Genomic DNA, 19,119 nt, shown 5'->3' on the forward strand with positions numbered 1-19,119 from the left:
CCCGAAACTGGGTTACATCCCGAAATTCAATTTCAGCAGAGCGTAGAGGCAGGCAGCCCCCAACAGGAGCGAGAAGAAGGTGTTGGCGAGAACGGCCAGGATCTTCAGGCTTTCCGTCTCCACATAATCCTCGATGATCACCTGCATGCCGACCCGCATGTGTACGATGCCGGCGACGATAAAGAGGAACAGCAGGATGGCGACGAGCGGCGAGGAGAGGGTGGCGATCGCCGTGGCCTGGCTGGCGCCGGCCAGGCAGATCACCGTCAGCACGAACGCGATGGTGAGCGGCACCATGGCCGCGCCGGTGAGGCGCTGCAGCCAGAAATGATGGGTCCCGGACTTGGCCGAACCGAGGCCGCGCACGCGGCCGAGAGGGGTTTTTAGGCTCTTGCTCATGTCGGGTCCTCAGTTGGCGCCGCTGAAGGCCAGCAGGCCGACGATCCAGATCAGCACGGTTGTTACCACCGACCCGATGATGTTGGCCCAGGCATAGGTGTTGCGCTCGCCCGGCCCCAGGCCGTGACCGAAGTCCCAGATGAAGTGGCGGATGCCGCCGAGCATGTGATGCATCAGCGCCCAGGTATAGCCGAACAGGATCAGGAGGCCGAGCGGGCTGCCGAGGAACCATTGTACCCAGGCGAAGGCCGAAGGGCTGGTCGCCGCGGCCAGAAGCCACCAGGCGAGCAGCAATGTGCCGACATAGAGAGCCCCGCCGGTCACGCGGTGCAGGATCGACATCGTCATGGTGATGGGCCAGCGATAGATCTGCAGATGCGGCGACAAGGGACGCGAATCAGCCAGGCCAGATTTGCCGGCGGACGCGTTTGGATCGGCCATCGGAAGGACCTCCAGTTTCGACCCGTTATAATCTTGCTGCGATGCGATATCCTGTCGGCGGGCTCAGTGCAATGGATTAGAACGCGAATCCGGAGATCCTGGCGGATTTTGGGCGCAGACCAGCCATGCAGAATGAAATATTTTAGTGACGCAAGGGCATGCAATGCTTGAAACCGCCACAGGCAGGGCCACATGCTCTCGCGTTGAGGAGGGTACCATGGTCACACAGTCCCGCATGTATGACGATGCCGGTCGCCGTTTCGAGCGGCGCAAGGAGCAGCTCAAGGCCGATTTCCTGCCCAAGCTGAAGCTGGCGCTCGCCCATGTTCCCTTCGCTTCCGATCTGCTGGCCGCCTATTACGCGGTGCTCGACCGCGACACGCCCTTCAAGGTGCGGGCGACGCTGGCGGGGGCGCTCGCCTATTTCGTGCTGCCCTTCGACGTCGTTCCCGACTTCGTCGCCGGGCTCGGCTTCACCGACGATGCCGCCATTCTCTATGCCGCCATCCGCATGGTATCCGGCGCCATCCAGCCACGCCATCACGACGCGGCCCGCCGCTGGCTCGATGAGGTGAAGGGGAAGCGCTAGAGCGTTTTGCGATTTGGCGGTCACGCCAAGAATCGCAAAGACGTGTCCAATCAAAGACTTAGAGCGCTGCCGTCTAAACGTGCTTTGCTCTGGGGCAGGCTGCACCCCTCATCCCCCTGCCGGGACCTTCTCCCGCAAGGGGAGAAGGGAATAATTTGTCGAGCGTTCGGAATCCCTCAATCGACCCAATTTCAGCACCTTCTCCCCTTGCGGGAGAAGGTCCCGGCAGGGGGATGAGGGGTCGCGGCTATTCTATCGCGCGTCGATCGAAGCCGCCTTGATCATGGCCAGCACGGTGTCGCCCTCGCCTAGGCCCAGTTCATCCACGGCGTTGCGGGTGATGAAGGCTGACAGCATGTCGCCGCCGGTCAGGGTGAGGTCGATCCGGGCGACCGGGCCGTCGTCGGTCACGATCGCCTTCACTCGCGCTCCCAGCATGGTACGGATCGAAACGCTGCCCGGGCGCTTCATGGCGAGCGACACGTCGGAGCCGCGCACCACCACGCGCACCCTGGCGCCGGGCAGGCCGGCGCGGCCGGGAATGCTGATCGGGCCGGCGGGGTGATCCAGGGTCGAGAGGCCGTAATGCTCGTCATAGCCGCGCACCCGCGCCTCCAGCAGCGAGACCGTCTCGAAGCGTTGCCTCGAGAGCGGGCCAAAGAGCGAATCCGGTGCCGGCGCCAGCACTTCCTGCGGCGTGCCGATGCGGCTGACCTTGCCGGCTTCCAGGACCACGACGCGGGCGGCGAGGCGCGCCACCTCCTCCACCGCATGCGAGACATAGAGAATCGGCACCTTCATCTCGTCGCGTACGCGTTCGATCAGCGGCAGGATTTCGAGCTTGCGCGGGGTGTCGAGGGCGGCGAGCGGCTCGTCCATCAACAGGAGGCGCGGCGAGGCCAGCAGGGCGCGGCCGATGGCGATGCGCTGCTTCTCCCCGCCAGACAGCGCGTTCGGACGGCGTCCCAGCAGTTTTTCGATGCCGAGCACGCCGACCACCGCGTCGAAGTCGAGTTTCGGGCTTGAGCTGCGGTTGAAGAAGCGGCCATACAGAAGATTCTGCCGGGCGGTCAGGTGCGGGAAAAGCTGGGCGTCCTGGAAGACGAGGCCGATCCGGCGGCGATGCGGAGCCAGGAAGATGCGCGTGGAGGCCTCGAACAGCGTCTGCCCATCCAGGCGGATGTGGCCGCTGTCGGGCCGGATCAGCCCGGCCATGGCATTGAGCAGCGTGGTCTTGCCCGAACCCGAGCGCCCGAACAAGGCGGTGATGCCACCGTCGGAGGTGAAGGCCGATTCGAGCGTGAAGCCGGCGCGCCGGACGGTGATGTCGGCCTCGATCATGCCGCGCTCGCAAGATCGGGCAGGGTGGCGATGAAGCGCGAGCGAATCTCCGGGGTCGGCATCAGGCAGCTCTCGCGCTTGCCGAACAGGCGATAGCGGTTGCGGGCGATGCAGTCATAGAGGAAGTCCCTGACAGGTCGCGGTATCGCCTTGAGCAGGATCACCCAGCGCCAGCCCGGCAGGCCCCGGCCGATGGCGATGGCGGCGTCCGCCTTGAAATAGGCCATCCCGCCGGAAACGACGGCGACGGCCTCGGGATCGTCGGGCCGGATGCCGAAGCGGCGGGCGAGCATGGCGCCCGCCTCGCTCTGAATGGCGACGAAGCGGAAACGGCCGGCGGCGTCACGGGGAATGACGAAGGCGACCATGCCCGAGCACAGGACGCAGACCCCGTCGAACAGGATTAGCCCATCGGGAAGATCGCCCGCCGGCTGTGGCCGCCATCCGCTCACGAAAATTCTCCCGCGATCTTGCGAGGGCACCCGGGGATATTGCGCATCTCGTGCCTCCGATCATAGAAAGGCTGACCCCCGGGCGCAATCGCCCCTTCTGCCAGCGAGTTTCTCGTGACCCCCTCCTTTTCAGACATCGTCATCGTCGGCGGCGCCGCCATGGGCTCGGCCGCCGCCTATTTCCTCAAGGTCCAGCTCGGCTTTGCCGGCTCTGTCACGGTGATCGAGCGCGATCCCACCTACACCCATTCCTCGACCACCTTGTCGGCCGCCTCGATCCGGCAGCAATTCTCCACGCCCGAGAACATCCGCATGAGCCTGTTCGGACTGGAGATCATGCGCGGCCTCGAGGAGCGTTTCGGGCCGGGCGCCGATATCGGATTCCACGAGGGCGGCTATCTCCTGCTGGCGAGCGAGGGCGGCAAGGCGATCCTGGAGCAGAACTGGCAAGTCCAGAAGGCCGAGGGCACGGCGATCGAACTGCTCGGCCCCGAGGCCCTCAGCCAAGAGTTTCCCTGGCTGAATGTCGAGGGCATCGCCGCCGGTGCCTATGGCCGGCGGGGCGAGGGCTGGTTCGACGCCCATTCGCTGCTCGATCTCTTCCGCAAGGCTGCCCGGGATGCCGGAGCCGTCTATGTGAAGGACGAGGTGGTGGGCATCGATCACCGGGCCGGCAAGATCGAGGCGGTCAGGCTGAAATCGGGCGGGCGCATTGCCTGCGGCGCGCTCGTCAACGCGGCGGGGCCGCAGGGCGGCGACGTTGCCGCCCTCGCCGGCCTCCACCTGCCGGTCGAGCCGCGCAAGCGTTCCGTCTTCGTGGTGCGCTGCCGCACCGAGCTGCCGCGCATGCCGCTGCTGGTCGAACCAGGCGGCATCTACATCCGGCCGGAAGGCGAGGTCTATATCTGCGGCGGCGCCGAGGACGAAAGCGGCGAGAAGCGGGCAGACGGTGATTTCGAGGTCGATTACAACCTGTTCGAGGAGGCGGTCTGGCCGGCGCTCGCGACTCATGTCCCGGCACTGGAGGAGCTCAAGCTCGTGCGCGCCTGGGCCGGGCATTACGAATACAACACGCTCGACCAGAATGCGGTGATCGGCCCCCATCCCTCCATGCCCAACTTCTTCTTTCTCAACGGCTTTTCCGGCCACGGCCTGCAGCAGGCCCCGGCTGCCGGGCGCGCCGTCGCCGAACTGATCACGACGGGCCGCTTCCAGACGCTCGACCTCTCGGTGTTCGATTATCAGCGCGTGATCGAGAACAAGCCGGTGTTCGAGCTGAATGTGATTTGAGGGCGGGGCGATGTGAAGCGCCAACGTTGCGAGCTCTGGCCTGTCTGACCCGAGAGTTGGACACGCGGACTCTTGTCATGCCCGGGCTTGACCCGGGCATCCAGAGGGGCCTCGTCACCACCGGCAGAGGCTGGATTGCCGGGTCGAGCCCGGCAATGACAAAGCTCGAGCCAATCCAAACGCGGATAAGCTCTCGCCGTGTCCTCACCTCGACCTAGCCGCGCTCAAAGCCCCCTTCAGCGTGATCAGCACCATCACGGCCATGACGATGGCGTTCCAGCCGGCCAGCGAGAGGCCGAGGATGCGCAGACTCGGATTGGTGCAGGACACCACGGTGGAGCTGTCGATCGCATCGAAGAGCCCGCCGACATCGGCCGGGTTGGCGCCGATATTGCCGGCGGCGCAATTGGCGGGGCCGAGCCAGTATTCCCACTCCGCGCCCGCCTGGTAGATGCCGAGCCCGCAGCCATAGGCGAACAGGATGGCCAGCAGCAGCAACGCCGCAGCCATGGCCTTCGCCGGCAGCCTGTCGCCGGTGAAAGCAAGAATGAAGGCGATGGGCACGCCGATATAATAGGGCCAGCGCTGCTCGAGGCAGAGCGGACAGGGAGCGTAGCCGAAGCCGTGCTGCAGCACCAGCGCGCTGACGATGACGACCAGGCCGATCAATCCCGCCGCCAACGCGGCGCGGGAGCTCAAATTCATTGGCATGTGGCAGTTCCACTCGACGGCATGAGATGTTCGACGACGAAGAACCCGCCCACCAGCACAACCACGAAGCCGATGGCCACCAGCGTCAGGTTCTTCTCGATGAAGGTTCGGATGCGCTCGCCGAGGAGATTGAGGATCCCCGCCAGGATGAAGAAGCGCGCGCCCCGCGTGAGCAGCGACAGCAGGACGAACCAGAACAGGCTGTAGCCGGCGAAGCCCGAGGTGATGGTGACGATCTTGTAGGGGATCGGCGTCAGGCCTTTGATCAGGATGATCCAGCTGCCATACTGGGCGTAGAGGCAGCGGAACTGCTCGACGCCGTGCTCATAGCCATAGGCCCTGATCAGCCAGGAGCCGACGGTGTCGTAGAGCAGCCAGCCGATCATGTAGCCGAACACGCCGCCGAGTACCGAGGTGGCGGTGCAGACGGCGGCGTAGAACCAGGCCTTCTTCGGTTTGGCGACCGCCATCGGCAACAGCATGACGTCGGGCGGAAACGGGAAGAAGGAGCTTTCGGCAAAGGAAACGATGCCGAGGGCCCAGACGGCCCGGGGACTTTCCGAAATGCGGATCATCCAGTCGTAGAAGCGGCGCAGCATGATCGTCCCTAAAGCGCATTCCAGAAAAGCCGGCAGACTTTTCGATTAAGAAAGCGCGTCAAAACAAGTAGTTTGAACAAAGTTTGATTCGAGGAAATCGCGCTTTGTTCGATGCAGCCGTCGAAGAGGCTGCACGGTTGAATGGCAGGCGCGCATGACGGCAGTGCGATTGCGGCATGTTCGCGGCGGGATGAGGCCCCTTACAGCATTTTCGGTTGAGAAAATGCGTCAAAGCGCCAAATTGGGAAAAAATCGCGATTGGCAGGAGCCGGACGGGCCTCAGCCAACGCGAATCGGGTGAGCAATTTCCGTCGGCTATGGCCGGCGTGCCCCAGAAAAGACGGGATGGCGCGCCACTATCCCTCGACAACAATGAAGAATCGTTAACGATTGAAACTTCGTTAACCATATTGGCCGCATCAATCTGGAATGACCCACGACAGCGCAAACTCGATCATCGGCCCCGTCCTTGCCGGGGCGTTGCTGGCGCTGTGCGTGGCTTGGCCGGCGGCAGGAGCCGAGACGCCGGCCGCGGGCCCGCCCGCCGTCGACGAGGCGGCTGCCAAGCGTCAGGAAACGATGCGTCAGGACCTCGCCCGCATCCAGGGCGAGATCAAGCTGTCCGACGAGACGCTGGCACGCCTGCGCAAGGAGATCCAGGCCATCGGGGCCGACAGCGAGAAGCTGCGCCAGCAACTGGTCGATACCGGCAACCAGACCCATGAGACCGAGGCCAAAGTGCTGGGGGCCGAGGCAAGACTGGCTTCGCTGGACAGCAACGAGGACAATATCCACGTCTCGCTCGACAGCAAGCGCGGCCTGCTGATCGAGGTGCTGGCCTCCCTGCAGCGCATGGGGCGCAACCCGCCGCCGGCTCTGTTGGTCAGCCCCGACGATGCGCTGGAGGCGGTGCGCACGGCGATGCTGCTGGGGGCGGTGCTGCCCGAGATGCGCCAGGAAATGCAGGCGCTGGCGGCCGATCTCAAGGAACTGGCCCGGGTGCGAGGCGAGATCACCGTCGAACGCGACACGCTCAAACAGGCCCTGATCACCCTTGCCGAGCAGCGCACCCGCACCCAGCTCCTGGTCGAGGAGCGCCAGAAGGTGCTGGCGCAGGAGCAGAATACCCTCGCCAGCGAACAGGCCCACGCCACCGCCTTGGCGCAGGAAGCGGCCAATCTGAAGGACCTGATCGCCCGCATGGAACGCGAAGTGGCGCCGGCCAAGCGGGCTGCCGATTCGGCCGATGCGGCGAACGGCCAAGCCCGGCCGTCCCTCGCCGCCTTGCAGGATCCGAGCCGCCTGACGCCCGCCATGCCCTTCGACCAGGCCAAGGGCCTGCTGCGCCTGCCGGTGACCGGCACGATGCTGCGCGGCTTCGGTGCCGACGACGGCAATGGCGGCGCAACCAAGGGCATGACCCTGGCGGCGGCGCCCGGCGCGAGCGTCACCGCGCCCTGCGACGGCTGGGTCGTCTTTGCCGGCAAGTTCCGCTCCTACGGCCAACTCTTGATCATCAATGCCGGTGGCGGGTATCATGTTGTGATGGCCGGCATGGACAAGATCAATGTGGGGCTGGGCCAGTTTGTCTTGACGGGCGAGCCTGTTGCCGCCATGGGTTCAGGTCCGTCTCTGGGATCGGATGCCGGTCCGGGATCACAGGCGGGCTTGGGCAAGACAGATTCGGGCAAGACAGATTCGGGAATGCAGGCGACGGCTGCGGCATTCGGCGGTGCTTCAAGTGCCGGCCAAGCCGCCCTATATATCGAGTTTCGGAAAGACGGTGTTTCCATAGACCCCACCCCGTGGTGGGCCAATCAAGGCGAAAAGGCACGCGGATGATTCGCAAGCTTCCCATTCTGTTCTGCGGCGTGGCCATGGGCGCGATCGCGACGATCGCGGTAACGCAGCCCCACCTGCTGCTGATGGGCGGTGCCAATGCCGCCGTCACCGACACCTACAAGCAGCTCAACCTGTTCGGCGACGTGTTCGAGCGGGTGCGTTCGGACTATGTCGAGCAGCCCGAGGACGGCAAGCTGGTCGAAGCGGCCATCAATGGTATGCTGACCTCGCTCGATCCGCATTCCAGCTACATGGATGCCAAGAGCTTCCAGGACATGCAGGTGCAGACCAAGGGCGAGTTCGGCGGTCTCGGCATCGAGGTGACCCAGGAGGACGGTGCCATCAAGGTGGTCTCGCCGATCGATGACTCGCCGGCTTCCAAGGCGGGCGTCCTCGCGGGCGACCTGATCACCGGCATCGACGGCGAAGCTACTCAGGGCATGACGCTGCAGCAGGCCGTCGACAAGATGCGCGGGCCGGTCAACACCCCGATCACCCTGAAGATCCTGCGCAACAAGGGCGAGCCGATCGACATCAAGGTGGTGCGCGACATCATCAAGGTGCAGTCGGTCAAGGCCAAGAAGATGGGCGATGACATCGGCTATATCCGCATCACCCAGTTCAACGAGCAGACCTTCGATGGCCTGAAGAAGAACATCGACAAGCTGAGCAAGGAAATCGGCCCGGACAAGCTCAAGGGCTACATCATCGACCTCAGGAACAATCCGGGCGGCCTGCTCGATCAGGCGATCCAGGTCTCTGATGCCTTCCTCGAGCGCGGCGAGATCGTGTCCACCCGCGGCCGCCAAGCCGACGACGTGCAGCGCTATTCCGCCCGCGGCGGCGACCTGACCGGCGGCAAGCCGGTGATCGTGCTGGTCAATGGCGGCTCGGCTTCGGCTTCGGAGATCGTCGCGGGCGCCCTGCAGGATCACAAGCGCGCCACCATCCTGGGAACGCGCTCCTTCGGCAAGGGCTCGGTGCAGACCATCATCCCGCTGCAGGGCAATGGCGCGCTGCGCCTGACCACGGCGCGCTACTACACCCCGTCCGGGCGCTCGATCCAGGCCAAGGGCATCGATCCGGAGATCGTGGTGCAGGAGAACGTGCCGGACGATCTCAAGGGCAAGGACCAGACCAAGGGCGAGTCCGGCCTCAAGGGGCATCTGGCCAATCCGGATGCCGACAAGACCGAAGAAGGTGGCTCCTCGGCCTATGTGCCGGCCAACGAGAAGGACGATACCCAGCTCAACAAGGCGATCGACCTGCTGCATGGCGTGCAGAAGAGCGCCTATTTCCCGCCGGATCCGAAGGCCGGCGTGCCGAACTGAGGCCGTCTCGTCCGCTCCATGCTTCTGCAACGCCGGGCTTGTCCCGGCGTTGCTGTTTTCCGGGTGGTGGACGTCTCGTCCGCACTTGGAAACACGGTACCGGCGGAACGGAAGAGCGGACGTCGCCACCTGCAACCATGTCGCCGTGACGTCCGCGCACCCGGAAATTCCCGCTTGAATCGTTTCCGCAAAGGCCTATGTGGAAACATGGTTTCTTCATGAAGGACACGCCATGCGCCTGACCGAACTTCTGGCTCAAAAGCCCGTGCTGCTCGCGGACGGGGCCACCGGGACCAATCTGTTCGAGATGGGCCTGATGTCGGGCGATCCGCCGGAGATGTGGAACCTCGACCATCCCGACCGCATCCACGCGCTGCACCAGTCTTTCGTCGATGCCGGGGCCGACATCATCCTCACCAATTCCTTCGGCGGCAATCGCCGGCGGCTGGCGCTGCACAAGCTCGACGGGCGCGTGAAGGAGCTCAATGCCGCCGCCGCGCGCAACGCCCGTGAGGTCGCCGACGGCGCGGGCCGCCCCGTCGTGGTGGCCGGGTCCGTCGGCCCGACCGGCGATCTCTTCCAGCCGCTCGGCCCGCTGACCGAGGACGAGGCCGTGGAGATCTTCGTCGAGCAGATCGAAGGGCTCAAGGAAGGCGGCGTCGATGTGATCTGGATCGAGACGATGTCGGCTGCCGAGGAAATGCGCGCCGCCGCCAAGGCAGCGGTCAAGGCCGGCATGCCCTATACGGTGACGGCGAGCTTCGACACGGCCGGCAAGACCATGATGGGCATCCCGCCTTCGGCCATGCCGGAGGTTGCCGACGGCGTCGATCCCCATCCCGTTGCGGTGGGCGCCAATTGCGGCGTCGGCGCTTCGGACCTGCTGGTCTCCGTGCTGTCGATGACCGAGGCCAATCCCGGAGCGGTCGTGATCGCCAAGGCCAATGCCGGCATTCCGCAGTTCCATGGCGACCATATCCACTATTCCGGCACGCCGGAGCTGATGGCGAACTATGCGCGCCTTGCCATCGACGCGGGTGCCCGCATCATCGGCGGCTGCTGCGGCACCTCGCCGGCCCATCTTGCCGCCATGCGCCAGGCCATCGACGGCCATGTCCGCGCCGAGCGCCCCGATACCGCCAAGGTGATCGCGGAAATCGGCCCCTTGGTCGCCCCGCCCAAGGCCGGCGGCGGCGAAGAGGCGCGGCGCCGGCGCCGGCATTGAGAGCTGACCCTTGTCACGCCCGGGCCTGACCCGGGCGACGGCATAGGGGCGCGCTGCCGGTGCGTTCCTTGCAGAACAGCTCTCCGGGCGGCGGCAGCCTAGAGAATGACCGGTGACGCGCCGAACGCCTCAAAGCGTTTGCCCCGAGGGGTTCGGCACATCGCCGGTGTTTTCATAGACAGGGAGAGGCCGATGCGCCGCCTGATCGGTTCCTGGGCCATGCTCGTCCCGCTTATGGGCCTGGCTGTTCTCACCGGCCCGGCGGCCGCGCGGGACTGGAGCGACTATGCCAATGCGCGTTTCGGCTACCGCATCTGCTACCCCGCCGATCTCATGACGGCGCAGCCCGAGGCCGACAATGGCGACGGGCGCGTCTTCTCGGCCCCTTCCGGCGCCAGCCTGCGGGTCTGGGGTTCCTACAATGCTGCGGAAGAAGACATCGATGCGATCGTCGCCGGTGTCGCCGATGACGGCAAGATCACCTATCGCAGCGCCACCAAGGATTGGGTGGTGGTCTCCGGCCGGAAGGGCGGTGAGACCTTCTATGCCAAGCTCTTGCTGGAGAAGGACGCCAAAGGCACGATCGAGACCATCCGCGCCTTCCGCCTGACCTATCCGGCCAAGGAAGCGGCAATCTATGACGCCGTAGCCGCCAGACTGGCCAAGTGCTTCGCAGTCGCCCGTTGAGCGCCGCGCAGGCGCGGATCAAAAGAGCGGCGCTGCGCTACAAAAGCACGTCCTATCGGCCACAGGCCTTGGCCAGCGCGGCGGCGCCCTTGGCGATGCCGGCCAGCTTGATCCTCTCGCTCTGGCCGCTGAAGGCGATCTTGAGGGTGCGGCCCTTGCCGAGGACGACGGTCCAATCCGGGTCGAAGGCAGTCTTGGCTTCCAAGGTGAGCCCGCTCAGCTCGTCATCGACCGCCTGCATGGGCACATCGACCTGTCCGCCGTCGGAACTGAAACTGACCACGCCGCTCCAGCCTTTGCGGATCTTGTCGGCGCCAGGCCGATAGGTGATCGAGAAGGCCTTGCCCTCGGGTTCACAAAAAAGGCCGAGCGGCTGGTCGTCTGTGTCGGGCACTTCATAGGCCAGCACTACCGATTCCGGCGACTGGCGCAGCTGCCAGCTATAGGCGTCCGCCAGGGCAGGGCCGGCTAGGGCCAGGGAGGCGAGCAGGGACAGAACGAGGCGGGCTGGCATAATGTCTCCAACGGTCGGAATGTCAGGATTTGCAAACTGATTTGAGGTCCGCGAGGCCCGACTCTATGCCGGCGAGCGGGATTTGCTGCTTGCGCCCCTTGGCGGCGATGGTGAGCTGGCTCCCGGCCGAGAGCAGGGAGATGAGTGCCGGGGTGAGCGTGGTTTCGGCCGAGAGGCCGAGATCATTGCCTGTCTGGCTGGAGCCGGCGGTCATCGGCCAGGATAGAGTCCCTGCTTCGGAAGACAGCGTCATCTTTGTCTTCTCCTTGTCCCGAAACCGCTTGGCGCTGACGTAATAGGCGATGGAGAACTGCTTGCCATGCTCGTTGCAATAGAAGCCGAGAAGCTCTTCGCCGCCGCCGGGTGTGTCATAGATCAGCGTCACCGAACCGCTTTCAGGAAATTGGCGGACCTGCCACTGTCCCTCGGCGGCCCGCGCCGGCCCGACGCACAGCAATACGCCGAGCAAGGCCGCGCTTATGCCTCTCATCTGCCCCATGCCTGCACCCCCCGCTAAAGCACCTTCCCGAAAAGCCGCTCGGCTATTCGACCAGAAAACGCATCAAAACAATGAGTTGGAGAGAAACCGCAATTCGAAGGCATCGCGTTTCATTCTAGCGCAAAGCGCGTTTAGACGGAAACGCGGCATTGCTCTAACTCTTTGATTAGACGCGTCTTTACGATTCCTGGCGATTCCGCCAAATCGCAAAACGCTTTAGCGCGGCGCCGCGAACCCGCCTGTTCCACCGGTTACAGCCAGTCCGGCACCTTGTCGAGCCCGAGCAGTTCGTCATAGCTCGGGCGGGGCCGGATCACCGCGAACTTGTCGCCGTCCACCAGCACCTCCGGGATGAGGGGGCGGGTGTTGTAGGTGCCTGACTGCACGGCGCCGTAAGCGCCCGCGGACATCACCGCCACCAGGTCGCCGCGCTCCACCACCGGGATGTCGCGGTCGAGGGCGAGATAGTCGCCGGTCTCGCAGACCGGGCCGACCACGTCGGCCGTCACCATGGCGCCGCCGAGGGGGCGTTCCTTGATCGGCCAGATCGCATGATAGGCTTCATAGAGCGTCGGGCGGATCAGGTCGTTCATGCCGGCGTCGACGATGACGAAGGTCTTGCCCTCGCCTTCCTTCACGAAGGCGACCTCGCTCACCAGGATGCCGGCATTGCCGGCAACCAGGCGCCCGGGCTCGAACACCAAAGTGGCGCCGAGATCCTTGGCATAGCGCTTGACCACCGCGGCATAGTCGTCTGGGTGGGGCGGCGGCTCGTTGTCGTCGCGATAGGGAATGCCTAGGCCGCCTCCGAAATCGATATGGTCGATGACATGGCCGTCGGCCCTGAGGTCCCTGACCAGGCCGACCAGGCGCTCGATCGAGGCGTCATAGGGTTCCAGTGCAGTGATCTGGCTGCCGATATGCATGTCGACGCCGGTGACCAGAATACCCGGCAGCTTGGCCGCGCGGTCATAGATGGCTCGGGCCTGGGCGATCGGGATGCCGAACTTGTTCTCGGACTTGCCGGTGGAGATCTTCTTGTGGGTCTTGGCATCGACGTCCGGATTGATGCGCAGCGACACCCGGGCTGTCCGGCCCTTGGCGCTGGCGCGCTGCGACAAGAGCTCCAGTTCCGGCTCGGACTCGACGTTGAAGCACAGGATGTCCTCGTCGAGCGCATAGTCGATCTCGCGCACGAGCTTGCCGACGCCCGAGAACATGATCTTGCTGGCGGGCACGCCGGCGGCGCGCGCGCGCCGCAGCTCACCTTCCGAGACCACGTCCATGCCGGCACCGAGCTTGGCGAGCAGACGCAGCACGGCGAGATTGGAATTGGCCTTCACCGCAAAGCAGACCAGCGAGGGCACGTCGGCGAAAGCGCCGGCGAACACCTTGTAGTGCCGGCGCAGCGTAGCGGCCGAATAACAGTAGAAGGGCGTGCCGACGGCGGCAGCGATCGCCGGCAGGGCGACATCTTCGGCGTGAAGCACGCCGTCGCGATAGGTAAAGTAATGCATGGTCAGGCCGGTTCGAAATCAGTTCAACAGGAAGTCCATCGGCAGCTTGCGGTCCGGTTTCACATAGCCCGGATCCTTTTTCTTGCTGTAGCCATTGCCATCGCCATCCGTGACATGCTGCTCGGGCGGTGGCTCGAGCTTGCCCTTGCGGCCGCAACCGGCGAGGCCGAGGGTCGTGACCAGCGTCAAAGCAAGCGCGATGCGGAACGCATTACCAGCCATGGGGAACTCCAGTGTTTGACGCTGTGTAGCACGAATTTCGATTTGGGAACGCGAACATCTCGGCACCATGCGGGCTTGTTGAGAGGCAGCGCTCCGACTACTTCGCCAACGCCTTCAGCCACTTCCTGGCCTGGGCCTTGACGTTGGCCGGCGCCGTCCCGCCATAGGAGGTGCGGCTGCGGACCGACTTCTCCACGCCGAGCACGGCGAACAGGCCCTGATGGATGCGCGGCTCCACCGCCTGCATTTCGGCCAGCGACAGCTTCTCCAGCGGCAGCTTGGCATCGGCGGCGATGCCGACCAGGCGGCCGGTGACGTGATGGGCCTCGCGGAAAGGCAGGTTGAGTTCGCGCACCAGCCAGTCGGCGAGGTCGGTGGCCGTGGCATAGCCCGAGCCCGCGGCAGCCTTCATGCGCTTGAGATCGGGCACCATGTCCCTGACCATGCCGGCCATCGCCGCCGTGCACAGCGACAGGGTCTGCAGCGCGTCGAAGGCCGGCTCCTTGTCCTCCTGCATGTCCTTGCCATAGGCGAGCGGCAGGCCCTTCATCATGGTGATGAGGCCGACCAGCGCCCCGACGACCCGGCCGGCCTTGCCGCGAACCAGCTCGGCCGCGTCGGGATTGCGCTTCTGCGGCATGATGGACGAGCCGGTGGTGAACTTGTCCGACAGCGCCACGAAGGCGAATTGCGGCGTTGTCCAGATCACGATCTCCTCGGCGAAGCGGGAGAGATGCATGGCGGTGATCGAGGCGGCGGCGAGCGCCTCCAGCACGAAGTCGCGATCGGAGACCGAATCGAGCGAATTGGCGGTGGGGCGGTCGAAGCCGAGTGCCTTTGCCGTGGCATGGCGGTCGATCGGGAAGGAGGTGCCGGCGAGCGCCGCAGCGCCGAGCGGGCATTCGTTGAGGCGTCTGCGCGCATCGGCGAAGCGGCCGCGGTCGCGGCCGAGCATCTCGACATAGGCGAGCAGATGATGGCCGAAAGTGACCGGCTGGGCCGATTGCAGATGGGTGAAGCCCGGCATCACCGCGCCGGAAAAGGCGAGTGCCCTTTCGGCGAGCGCTGTCATCAGGTCCTTCAGCTGGGCGTCGAGATCGTCGATGGTGTCGCGCACCCACAGCTTGAAATCGGTGGCGACCTGGTCGTTGCGCGAGCGGGCGGTATGCAGGCGCCCGGCTGCCGGCCCGGCGATGGCCGCAAGCCGCGACTCGACATTCATATGGATGTCTTCGAGCGCGCGCGAAAAAGTGAACGATCCGCTCTCGATTTCGCCGCGGACCACCTCTAGACCGTCCGCGATGGCCTTGGCATCGGCGGCGGCGACGATCCCCTGCTTCTCCAGCATGGCAAGATGCGCCAGAGAGCCGCGGATGTCCTGGGCCCACAGGCGCTTGTCAAAGTCGATCGAGGCGTTGATCTCTTCCATGATCGCGTCCGGTCCCGACTGGAACCGGCCGCCCCACATTTTGTTGCTCATCCGGATAGGCTTTCAGTGAACGAGAATAGTCGGCAGGAACATTCGCAGGCTCAGCCACCACAAGGATCGAACCGGCGCTGGCTGATCGGCGCGGCAATCCTGGCGGGAGCCGTGGTGGGTGTCGGCGCGGTATACGGGACAAAGGGCGGCTCGGGCAATCAGGAAAGCGCGTCCTGCCCTGCTTCCGCGGCGATTGCCGCCCGCGTCGACCCGCTGGCCAAGGGGGAGGTGGCGGCCCTCGCCGTTTCCAAAGTGCCGCAGCCGCTGGTGCCGATCAGCTTCCAGAAGGCGGATGGCAGCAAAACGACCCTGGCCGATTTCAAGGGCAAGACCGTGCTGCTCAATTTGTGGGCGACCTGGTGCGTGCCCTGCCGCAAAGAAATGCCGGCCCTCAACCAGCTGCAGGCCGATCTGGGTGGCAAGGATTTCGAGGTGGTGGCCGTCAATATCGACACGCAGGGCCCCGAGCGGGTCGACGCCTTCCTGAACGAGACCAAGATCGACAAGCTGCACCGTTACGCCGATCCCTCGACCGGCATCCTGCAGAGCCTGCGCAACGAAGGTCTCGGCCAGGGCCTGCCGACTTCGGTGCTGATCGACAAGCAGGGCTGCCGCATCGGCGCCATGGCGGGCCCGGCCGAATGGGCCAGCGAGGATGCCAAGGCGCTGATCAAGGCGGCCATCGGGTCGTAGGGAACCTCAAATCCTGCTTTTCTTGCGAAACGCCCTGGTCTTCACACCCGGTGGTAGGGGTGGCCGGCGATGATGGTGGCGGCGCGATAGAGCTGCTCGGCCAGAAGGATGCGCACGATCTGGTGCGGCCAGGTCATCTTGCCGAAGGACAGCGAGAGGATCGCGCGCGACCGGACCGCGTCGCCATGGCCATCGGCGCCGCCGATCAGGAAGGCCAGTGATTGGGTTCCATTATCGCGCCAGCCGGCGATTTTTGCGGCGAAGGCCTCGCTGCCGGGCGAGTTGCCGATTTCGTCCAGGGCAATGATGGCGGCCTGGCCGGCGGCAGCGAGCAGCTTGTCGGCCTCTTCAGCCTTGCGGTCCTCAGGCCGCCGGGCGCGGCTTTCGTCGATTTCCACGATGTCGAGCGGGCCGAGGGCGAGGCTGCGGCCGCTCGCATTCAGCCGCTCGGCGTAGCGGGCCACGAGATCGCGTTCCGGGCCGGCTTTGAGCCGGCCGACGGCGCAGATCATCAGGCGCATTCAGATCAGCTCGGAAGCAGTTCGTTCGGGCGGCCCGAAGACCACATCTTCTCAAGATTGTAGAAGGCGCGAACCTCGGGGCGGAACACGTGCACAATGACATCCCCGGTGTCGATCAGCACCCAGTCGCAGACCGGGACGCCTTCGATGCGGGGATTGCCGTGTCCGTTTTCCTTGAGATCCTTGGCGATGCGATCGCTGATCGCGGCGACATGCCGGGCCACCCGGCCTGTCGCGATGATCATGACGTCGGCGATTGCACTCTTGCCGCGCAGATCGATCTCCACAATCTCCTCGGCCTTCATGTCGTCGAGGCCATTGAGGATCAGGCGAACCGTAGCTTCAACGTCCGGGCGGATCGCTCGGCTCACGGGATGAAGCGGAATCACGTCCGCTTCGCGTCTCACCAACGTGGTCAGGGGCACACCCTCTTGCTCATTGATTCGCGGACCTCCGCGAATTCCACTCGCTCCACAATATTAGCAAGCCATCGCGTCGATTCAATGACGTCGATGGAATTAAGCCTGCGCCGACATGGTTAATAAGCGGTTAATTTTTACCTTATGGGCAAGCCGCGGCCGCTGGCCCGCAACGCCGTGGAGGAATTGGCGTCGAGCGGCGCGTGCAGGAAGGTCCAGGCGGGAGGGCGGCGATATTTCAGCGTCGCGGCCTGGTGCTCGGGAACGCGATAGGCGGCAAGCACGCGAGCGGCCTTGGCGAGCGGGCCCTTGGTGGTGGCGCCGGGGCGGGCCACCACGGCGATGGCCACCCGCGAGGCGATGGCCTGCCATTGCTGCCAGCGGTGGAAGCCGGCGAGATTGTCGGCCCCCATGATCCAGACGAAGGTCACGCCCGGGCAGCGGCGCTGCAGCCAGGCGATGGTGTCGTAGGTATAGCGGGTGTGGATGTCGGCCTCGATGCCGGTCACCTCGATGCGGGGGTGGCCGGCGAGCCGGCGGGCGGCCGCTACCCTGAGCTCGAGCGAGGGAAGGGCGCGGTTGTCCTTGAGGGGATTGCCCGGTGTCACCAGCCACCAGACCCGGTCCAGTCCAAGCCGCGTCAACGCCACCAGGCTGGCGTGGCGATGGCCCTCATGGGGCGGGTTGAAGCTGCCGCCGAACAGCCCGATGGTCATGCCCGGGGCAAAGGCCGGCAGGCGGCGGGCATCGGCGGGCGAGAGTTCGGGCATGGGGACTTGTTCGTGCACGGTCGCGCCGCCCCTCACCCTTACTCTCTTCCCGCAGATGAGAAAAGCGCCCGAGGGCGCTGCCCTCTTAGGCGTTGGCCGCGATCTTTTCCCATTCGCGGATATCGACGAAATGGCCGGCGATAGCGGCAGCGGCGGCCATTTGCGGCGAGACCAGATGGGTCCGTCCCTTATAGCCTTGGCGACCCTCGAAATTGCGGTTCGAGGTCGAGGCGCAGCGCTCGCCCGGCTTGAGTTTGTCGGCGTTCATGGCCAGACACATCGAGCAGCCCGGCTCGCGCCAGTCGAAGCCGGCGGCCCGGAAGATCTTGTCGAGGCCCTCGGCCTCGGCCTGCATCTTGACCAGGCCCGAACCCGGCACGATCATGGCGTTGACGTTGGCGTTCACATGATGGCCGGCGACGACCTTGGCGACGGCCCTGAGATCCTCGATACGGCCATTGGTGCAGGAGCCGATGAAGACGCGATCGAGCTTGAGGTCCTGGATCCGTTCGCCACCCTGCAGGCCCATATAGGCCAAGGCGCGCTCGATGGCGGACTTCTTGTGCTCGTTGGGCGCATCCTCGGGGCGCGGCACGAAACCGGTGATCGAAGCGACATCCTCGGGGCTGGTGCCCCAGGTGACGATCGGCGGCAGCGCGGCGGCGTCGAGCTTCACCTCGCGGTCGAAATGCGCGCCTTCCTCGGTATACAGCGTGTTCCAATAGGCCAAAGCCCGGTCCCAGGCCCCGCCCTTGGGCGCCTTGGGGCGATCCTTCAGATAGGCGTAGGTCTTCTCGTCGGGCGCGATCAGGCCGGCGCGGGCGCCGCCCTCGATCGACATGTTGCAGATGGTCATGCGGCCCTCCATCGAGAGGGCGCGGACGGCTTCGCCGGCATATTCCAGCACATGGCCGGTTCCACCCGCGGTGCCGATCTCGCCGATGATGGCCAGGATGATATCCTTGGCGGTCACGCCCTCCGGCAACACGCCGTCGACGGTGACGCGCATGTTCTTCGCTTTCTTCTGGATCAGCGTCTGCGTGGCGAGCACATGCTCGACCTCGGACGTGCCGATGCCATGGGCGAGGGCGCCGAAGGCGCCATGCGTGGAGGTGTGGCTGTCACCGCACACGATGGTCGTGCCGGGCAAGGTGAAGCCCTGCTCGGGGCCGACGATGTGGACGATACCCTGACGCTTGTCGAGTTCGGAATAGTATTCGACGCCGAAATCCTTGGCGTTCTGGGCGAGCGTCGAGACCTGCATGGCGCTTTCGGGATCGTCGATGCCCTTGGAGCGGTCGGAGGTCGGCACATTGTGGTCGACCACGGCCAGAGTGCGCTGGGGCGAATGGACCCGGCGACCCGAAACGCGCAGGCCCTCGAAAGCCTGCGGGCTCGTCACTTCATGCACCAGGTGGCGGTCGATATAGAGCAGGCTCGTCCCGTCGGCGGAAGTTTCGACGACGTGGTCGTCCCAGATCTTGTCATAGAGCGTGCGGGGAGCCATTGGCTTTTCCTAGAATGTCGATTTGACGGCTGATGTAGTCAAAAATGCCCGCCTGGAAAAGAGTGTAAAA

22 protein-coding genes are annotated in these 19,119 nt (G+C 65.0%); 7 read left to right on the plus strand and 15 right to left on the minus strand.

From position 1 onward, the window contains the following. Positions 1-12: 12 nt before the first annotated feature. Both sdhD and sdhC read right to left on the minus strand, forming a co-directional pair. The gene (gene sdhD / locus C5L14_RS05685) at positions 13-399 is read right to left on the minus strand and encodes a succinate dehydrogenase, hydrophobic membrane anchor protein (RefSeq protein ID WP_105861063.1); all 387 of its coding nucleotides are present in this window, start codon (positions 397-399) and stop codon (positions 13-15) included. Positions 400-408: 9 nt separating this feature from the next. Then, the gene (gene sdhC, locus C5L14_RS05690) at positions 409-840 is read right to left on the minus strand and encodes a succinate dehydrogenase, cytochrome b556 subunit (protein ID WP_105861064.1); all 432 of its coding nucleotides are present in this window, start codon (positions 838-840) and stop codon (positions 409-411) included. 217 nt (positions 841-1,057) lie between these two features. Here sdhC and C5L14_RS05695 point away from each other — a divergent pair, with 217 nt between their 5' ends. Further along, the gene (locus tag C5L14_RS05695) at positions 1,058-1,429 is read left to right on the plus strand and encodes a YkvA family protein (RefSeq protein WP_105861065.1); all 372 of its coding nucleotides are present in this window, start codon (positions 1,058-1,060) and stop codon (positions 1,427-1,429) included. Positions 1,430-1,681: 252 nt separating this feature from the next. On the opposite strand, the gene modC is transcribed toward C5L14_RS05695, so the two are convergent. Both modC and C5L14_RS05705 read right to left on the minus strand, forming a co-directional pair. Further along, positions 1,682-2,770 carry a molybdenum ABC transporter ATP-binding protein gene (gene modC / locus C5L14_RS05700; protein ID WP_105861066.1) on the minus strand — a complete coding sequence of 363 codons (1,089 nt, stop codon included), beginning with the start codon at positions 2,768-2,770 and terminating at the stop codon, positions 1,682-1,684. After that, complete coding sequence (locus C5L14_RS05705) at positions 2,767-3,222, minus strand: thiol-disulfide oxidoreductase DCC family protein (RefSeq protein ID WP_281062559.1); 456 nt, start codon at positions 3,220-3,222, stop codon at positions 2,767-2,769. Before C5L14_RS05705 ends, modC begins: the two co-directional genes overlap by 4 nt. Positions 3,223-3,336: 114 nt before the next feature. On the opposite strand from C5L14_RS05705, the gene C5L14_RS05710 reads away from it, so the two are divergent. Continuing rightward, entirely contained in the window at positions 3,337-4,512 is a 1,176-nt protein-coding gene (locus tag C5L14_RS05710) for an NAD(P)/FAD-dependent oxidoreductase (RefSeq protein WP_105861067.1), read from the plus strand. A gap of 204 nt (positions 4,513-4,716) precedes the next feature. On the opposite strand, the gene C5L14_RS05715 is transcribed toward C5L14_RS05710, so the two are convergent. Both C5L14_RS05715 and C5L14_RS05720 read right to left on the minus strand, forming a co-directional pair. Beyond that, positions 4,717-5,223, minus strand: a complete 507-nt coding sequence (locus tag C5L14_RS05715; protein ID WP_105861068.1) for a disulfide bond formation protein B — start codon at positions 5,221-5,223, stop codon at positions 4,717-4,719. Next, positions 5,214-5,822, minus strand: coding sequence for a YqaA family protein (locus tag C5L14_RS05720; protein WP_105861069.1), 609 nt, complete (start codon positions 5,820-5,822; stop codon positions 5,214-5,216). The genes C5L14_RS05715 and C5L14_RS05720 overlap by 10 nt, the downstream gene beginning before the upstream one ends. Positions 5,823-6,251: 429 nt before the next feature. On the opposite strand from C5L14_RS05720, the gene C5L14_RS05725 reads away from it, so the two are divergent. From C5L14_RS05725 to C5L14_RS05740, 4 genes are all read left to right on the plus strand, one after another. Further along, the gene (locus C5L14_RS05725) at positions 6,252-7,664 is read left to right on the plus strand and encodes a murein hydrolase activator EnvC family protein (protein ID WP_105861070.1); all 1,413 of its coding nucleotides are present in this window, start codon (positions 6,252-6,254) and stop codon (positions 7,662-7,664) included. Next, positions 7,661-8,995, plus strand: coding sequence for a S41 family peptidase (locus C5L14_RS05730; RefSeq protein WP_181161036.1), 1,335 nt, complete (start codon positions 7,661-7,663; stop codon positions 8,993-8,995). The genes C5L14_RS05725 and C5L14_RS05730 overlap by 4 nt, the downstream gene beginning before the upstream one ends. 232 nt (positions 8,996-9,227) lie before the next feature. Beyond that, a complete protein-coding gene (bmt, locus tag C5L14_RS05735; RefSeq protein ID WP_105861071.1) occupies positions 9,228-10,220 on the plus strand; it encodes a betaine--homocysteine S-methyltransferase in 993 nt (330 codons plus the stop codon). 192 nt (positions 10,221-10,412) lie between these two features. Next, positions 10,413-10,907 carry a hypothetical protein gene (locus tag C5L14_RS05740; RefSeq protein ID WP_105861072.1) on the plus strand — a complete coding sequence of 165 codons (495 nt, stop codon included), beginning with the start codon at positions 10,413-10,415 and terminating at the stop codon, positions 10,905-10,907. A gap of 52 nt (positions 10,908-10,959) precedes the next feature. On the opposite strand, the gene C5L14_RS05745 is transcribed toward C5L14_RS05740, so the two are convergent. The 5 genes from C5L14_RS05745 to argH form a co-directional block, all read right to left on the minus strand. After that, complete coding sequence (locus C5L14_RS05745; protein WP_105861073.1) at positions 10,960-11,421, minus strand: hypothetical protein; 462 nt, start codon at positions 11,419-11,421, stop codon at positions 10,960-10,962. Positions 11,422-11,443: 22 nt separating this feature from the next. Further along, positions 11,444-11,911: a hypothetical protein gene (locus tag C5L14_RS05750; protein WP_146126842.1), complete on the minus strand. Its 468-nt coding sequence runs from the start codon at positions 11,909-11,911 to the stop codon at positions 11,444-11,446. 260 nt (positions 11,912-12,171) lie between these two features. Continuing rightward, positions 12,172-13,437 carry a diaminopimelate decarboxylase gene (gene lysA / locus C5L14_RS05755; protein ID WP_105861075.1) on the minus strand — a complete coding sequence of 422 codons (1,266 nt, stop codon included), beginning with the start codon at positions 13,435-13,437 and terminating at the stop codon, positions 12,172-12,174. 18 nt (positions 13,438-13,455) lie between these two features. Then, entirely contained in the window at positions 13,456-13,659 is a 204-nt protein-coding gene (gene lptM, locus C5L14_RS05760; protein ID WP_105861076.1) for an LPS translocon maturation chaperone LptM, read from the minus strand. A 97-nt stretch (positions 13,660-13,756) separates the two neighbouring features. Further along, positions 13,757-15,139 (minus strand): argininosuccinate lyase, encoded by a 1,383-nt coding sequence (argH, locus tag C5L14_RS05765; RefSeq protein ID WP_105861077.1) that lies wholly within the window; start codon positions 15,137-15,139, stop codon positions 13,757-13,759. Between the two features lie 15 nt (positions 15,140-15,154). On the opposite strand from argH, the gene tlpA reads away from it, so the two are divergent. After that, positions 15,155-15,832 (plus strand): thiol:disulfide interchange protein TlpA, encoded by a 678-nt coding sequence (gene tlpA / locus C5L14_RS05770; RefSeq protein WP_181161037.1) that lies wholly within the window; start codon positions 15,155-15,157, stop codon positions 15,830-15,832. Between the two features lie 41 nt (positions 15,833-15,873). Here the strand turns inward: tlpA and rlmH are convergent, their stop codons facing one another. From rlmH to leuC, 4 genes are all read right to left on the minus strand, one after another. After that, positions 15,874-16,353, minus strand: coding sequence for a 23S rRNA (pseudouridine(1915)-N(3))-methyltransferase RlmH (gene rlmH, locus C5L14_RS05775; protein ID WP_105861078.1), 480 nt, complete (start codon positions 16,351-16,353; stop codon positions 15,874-15,876). 5 nt (positions 16,354-16,358) lie between these two features. Further along, complete coding sequence (rsfS, locus tag C5L14_RS05780) at positions 16,359-16,763, minus strand: ribosome silencing factor (protein WP_105861339.1); 405 nt, start codon at positions 16,761-16,763, stop codon at positions 16,359-16,361. A 146-nt stretch (positions 16,764-16,909) separates the two neighbouring features. Beyond that, on the minus strand, positions 16,910-17,542 hold the full coding sequence (locus C5L14_RS05785; RefSeq protein WP_105861079.1) for a nicotinate-nucleotide adenylyltransferase: 633 nt from the start codon (positions 17,540-17,542) through the stop codon (positions 16,910-16,912). Positions 17,543-17,627: 85 nt separating this feature from the next. Beyond that, a complete protein-coding gene (leuC, locus tag C5L14_RS05790; protein ID WP_105861080.1) occupies positions 17,628-19,049 on the minus strand; it encodes a 3-isopropylmalate dehydratase large subunit in 1,422 nt (473 codons plus the stop codon). Positions 19,050-19,119: the final 70 nt, after the last annotated feature.

This window comes from Labrys okinawensis, from assembly GCF_002982075.1.
GTDB classification, from domain to species: domain Bacteria; phylum Pseudomonadota; class Alphaproteobacteria; order Rhizobiales; family Labraceae; genus Labrys; species Labrys okinawensis_A.